We start from the raw sequence: 4,200 nt of genomic DNA, 5'->3' as shown, positions 1-4,200 counted from the left end.
GAGGTGCGGGCAGCGGAAGACCCGGAGTTTGAGACGTTCTACACGAAGAACATTTTGCTGAACGAGGGGATTCGGGCGTGGATGGCGCCGCAGGACCAGCCGCATGAGCGCTTTGAGTTCCCTGAAGAAGTCCTCCCCCGCGGCAATGCGCTCTAAACCCACTGAGCTCGCTCGACTTTAGCTGCGGTAGATCCCTAGAGATCTGCTCTGTGAGGATGAGCGCTTGCCCAAGGGATCCCCTGCCGCGGATCCCAGTGGACAGGGAGCCCAACGGCAGGCGCTCGCGTTAACTAAACTTTTTTTGGTGTCTCTTGTTCCTGACTATCATTGGAGGTTGGTCTCTGTGACCTCGACAACATTTGGTTCTGCAGTGGTGCAAGATCGCACCCAAGGCGGATTTGCCTGGTGGGCTGGGAATGCCCGCTTGATTAATCTCTCCGGTCGGCTTTTGGGCGCCCATGTGGCCCACGCTGGCTTGATCGTCTTCTGGGCGGGAGCGATGCTGCTGTTTGAGGTGGCTCACTTCACGCCGGATCGGCCTATGTATGAGCAGGGCCTGATCCTGATGCCCCACGTGGCCACTCTGGGCTGGGGGGTTGGCCCGGGGGGCGAGGTGATTGACACCTACCCCTACTTTGTCATCGGGGTGCTGCACCTGATCTCCAGCGCCGTGCTGGGGTTGGGGGGCATTTATCACGCCATTCGCGGCCCAGAAACTCTGGAGCAGTCTTTCCCCTTCTTCGGCTACGACTGGAAAGACAAGAACAAGATGACCACCATCCTGGGGATCCACCTGATCCTGTTGGGGTTGGGGGCTTTCCTATTGGTGGCCAAGGCCATGTGGTTTGGCGGTGTCTATGACACCTGGGCTCCAGGGGGTGGCGATGTGCGGGTAATTACCAACCCCACCTTGAACCCCGCCGTGATCTTCGGCTACCTGTTTAAATCTCCTTTTGGTGGGGAAGGCTGGATCATCAGCGTCGACAACATGGAGGATGTAATCGGCGGCCACATCTACATTGGCATCATCTGCATTGCCGGTGGGATCTGGCACATCCTCACCAAGCCCTTTGGTTGGGCTCGCCGCGCCTTTATCTGGTCTGGGGAGGCCTATCTCTCCTACAGCTTGGCGGCGGTTTCGCTGATGAGCTTCATTGCCACCTGCTACATCTGGTTCAACAACACCGTCTACCCCAGCGAGTTCTACGGCCCCACTGGCCCAGAAGCCTCGCAAGCGCAAGCCCTCACCTTCATCGTGCGCGACCAGCGCCTGGGGGCGAACATTGGCCAAGCCCAAGGTCCCACCGGTCTGGGTAAATACCTGATGCGCTCCCCCACGGGCGAGATCATCTTCGGCGGCGAGACGATGCGCTTCTGGGATGTGCGGGCTCCCTGGAAAGAGCCGCTGCTGGGCCCCAATGGGTTGGATCTGGATAAGCTGAAAAACGACATTCAGCCCTGGCAAGCCCGCCGTGCAGTGGAGTACATGACCCACGCGCCGCTGGGATCCCTGAACTCGGTGGGTGGTGTGGCTACCGAGATCAACACGGTGAACTTCACCAGCCCGCGCACCTGGTTGGCTGCTCACAACTTCATCTTCGGCTTCCTGTTCTTCGTGGGTCACCTGTGGCATGCCGGTCGCGCTCGCGCTGCCGCTGCTGGCTTTGAGAAAGGGATCAGCCGCGAGAACGAGCCGGTTTACCGGATGAAGCCGATCCGATAAGGGCATAAGTCCCTCTGGAATGTACCTTTGGCCCCCCTTGCCGGGGGCCTTTTTTTGGGCATCCCCCCCTCAAGGATTGGCAGAAAGAAAGTTTGGGGTGGAAACTGAAGAGCGCTGAGTCATCAGAGCAGATGCACAAGATCCCTGTTACCGTCATCACCGGATTTCTGGGATCCGGCAAGACCACGGTGATCCGTCACCTTTTGCTCAACAACCAGGGCCGCCGCATTGCCGTGTTGGTTAACGAGTTTGGCGAAGTGGGCATCGACGGCGAGTTGCTGCGGGATTGCCAACTGTGTGAGGGGGAGGGATCCATCCCCATTCTGGAGCTGGCCAACGGCTGTCTCTGCTGCACGGTGCAGGAGGAGTTTTTGCCCACCATGGAAGCTCTGTTGCAGCGGCGGGCGGAGCTAGACTGCATTTTGATTGAAACCTCAGGACTGGCCTTGCCCAAGCCGCTCGTGCAGGCTTTCCGCTGGCCCACCATTCGTACAGGCGCCACGGTGGATGCGGTGATTACGGTGGTGGATGGTCAGGCTCTGGTCTCCGGGCAACTGGTGGGGGATCCGGCGGCCCTGGAGGCGCAGCGGCAGGCTGACGAAAGTTTGGACCATGAGACTCCGCTTGAGGAATTGTTTGAGGATCAGTTGAGTTGTGCCGATTTGGTGGTGCTCACCAAGGTGGATCAGATTACCCAAGAGGAGCAAGCTCGGGTGGAAAGCTGGCTGCGGCACCACTTGCGCCCTGAGGTTCAAATCCTCCCTTGTGAGCGGGGGCAGGTTCCCCCAGAAGTGCTCTTGGGCTTTAATGCAGCGGTGGAAGACCAGCTCGAGCGCCGCCCCAGCCACCACGATCACGGGGAGGAGCATGAGCACGAAGCTTTTGAGTCTTTCTACCTCAGCCTGGAGGGAGGTTATGAGCCGGGATCCCTGGTGGCTCAGCTACGCCAGTTGGCCCAAGAGGAATGCCTTTACCGGATCAAAGGATTTGTGGCCGTTCCCCACAAGCCGATGCGGCTGGTGCTGCAGGGAGTGGGATCCCGATTTGAAACCTACTACGACCGCCCCTGGCAACCCCAGGAGCCGCGCTTGACCCGACTGGTGCTGATTGGGCAAAACCTCAACCGCGAGCGCATTGCCGCCCAGCTCCAGGCCTTGGCCATCAGAGAAACGGTGGCCCCCACCGGCTGATCCCTGTCGGAGGCGAGTGGGATCCCTTGGGTCCTCGGCTCTCATCCCCCCGTCCCAGAGGGAAAGGAAGTAGCGTCCAGTTCTACTGTTACTCAAAGGTGGTCTAGAGGTAGGTATCCAAAAGAGAGGCCACGGTGGGGAAGTGGCAGCGCAAACCCAGGGTTTCTGGGGAAATGGCCGGGTAAACAAAATGGCGCTGGCGCAGACAGAACTCATCCCAGGCTGAAAGCCGCACCCGAAATAGAAAGGCCAAGCCGCGAACGAGAGCCGGGGGCAGAGGCACGCGGAAATAAATCCGTTTTTTGAAATAAGCACACATCTGTTCCACACATTCATCCCAGGAGAGGGGGGGATTGCCCAACACCCAATCGCCGCCACCAGGCAGATGGGCCACCCAATAGGCCACCATCTCGGCCACATCGGCAGCGTGGATAAAGTGGAAGCTGGCATCCACCCGCAAAAAGCGGATCAGATCCAGCCAGCGGAGAACGTCCTTGAGGCCGGCAGTGATGTGGGAGTAGGGGTGGTGGGGGCTGCCGCCAAAGAGCAGGGTGGGATAAAGGGTGAGCAGGCGCTCCGGCCAGAAGCCGCTTTCCTGCCGCCGCAGCAGCATCTCGTACTTGCTGCGGATGTAGTCGGTGCCGGCCCGTCCGGCAATGGCCAAAGGCTCCAGGTCCTGGTTCAAAAGGCTGGCCGTGGAAAAGTAGATCACCTGCTGACAGCGCTCCGGATCCAACAACTGAAAGAGCTCCAGGGTGTGGGTAACATTCACGGCCCAAGCCAGGGCGGGATCCCCCCAAGCTGCCGCCATGTGGATCAGCCCGTCCATCTGGCGCAGCAGAGCGGCGTGTTCCCGGATGCGCAGGAGATCGCCGGGTACTAGGGTGATAGGGGCGGGCAGCCGTTCTAGGGGCAGCCGCAGGCGGCTGGTCTCGCGGATGAGAACGTACAGGTGGTAGGCGGGCCGCTCCGGAAACTCGGGATCCCTTTGCTGGGCCAGGCGCTCCAACACATAGTGCCCCAGGCAGCCGCTAGCGCCGGTAAGAAACAGATTTCGCAAGAGGTCTTCCCAACGGGACTCGATGAAAAAAGCTTCTGACTAGTGTACCGCTTCAGCTTCTGTCTGCCGGACTGCCTGAGCCCTCAATTCCCCTGCAAGAGAGCCGCTCGACTTGGCAAACCCCACACTGGAAATCTGGCCGCAAGGATGTCAGCTAGAAATCGCAGGAGCCCCGCACTGTACCCGTAGGGTCAGTGCCGGGAGGAATGCGCTTTGATGAAGTACAA

The 4,200-nt window shown here is 59.9% G+C and carries 3 protein-coding genes and 1 pseudogene; 3 read left to right on the top strand and 1 reads right to left on the bottom strand.

All coding sequences use genetic code 11. From position 1 onward, the window contains the following. From NW849_RS13955 to cobW, 3 genes and pseudogenes are all read left to right on the top strand, one after another. Positions 1–156: pseudogene (locus NW849_RS13955) on the top strand (photosystem II D2 protein (photosystem q(a) protein)); the annotation flags it as partial. A 187-nt stretch (positions 157–343) separates the two neighbouring features. After that, positions 344–1,723 (top strand): photosystem II reaction center protein CP43, encoded by a 1,380-nt coding sequence (psbC, locus tag NW849_RS13950; RefSeq protein ID WP_369791763.1) that lies wholly within the window; start codon positions 344–346, stop codon positions 1,721–1,723. A gap of 131 nt (positions 1,724–1,854) precedes the next feature. Then, positions 1,855–2,913, top strand: a complete 1,059-nt coding sequence (gene cobW / locus NW849_RS13945; protein WP_414358404.1) for a cobalamin biosynthesis protein CobW — start codon at positions 1,855–1,857, stop codon at positions 2,911–2,913. A 103-nt stretch (positions 2,914–3,016) separates the two neighbouring features. Here the strand turns inward: cobW and NW849_RS13940 are convergent, their stop codons facing one another. Further along, entirely contained in the window at positions 3,017–3,973 is a 957-nt protein-coding gene (locus NW849_RS13940) for an NAD-dependent epimerase/dehydratase family protein (protein ID WP_414358402.1), read from the bottom strand. Between the last annotated feature and the right edge of the window lie 227 nt (positions 3,974–4,200).

It is taken from the genome of Synechococcus sp. R55.3 (genome assembly GCF_047461975.1).
Classification (GTDB): domain Bacteria; phylum Cyanobacteriota; class Cyanobacteriia; order Thermostichales; family Thermostichaceae; genus Thermostichus.
The sequence above is the reverse complement of the archived record's forward strand: the minus strand, read 5'-3'. Positions and strand labels throughout refer to the sequence as shown.

Excerpts from the sequence above, each read along its gene's own strand:
- cobW (WP_414358404.1), top strand. The coding sequence starts at position 1,855 with ATGCACAAGATCCCTGTTACCGTCATCACCGGATTTCTGGGATCCGGC.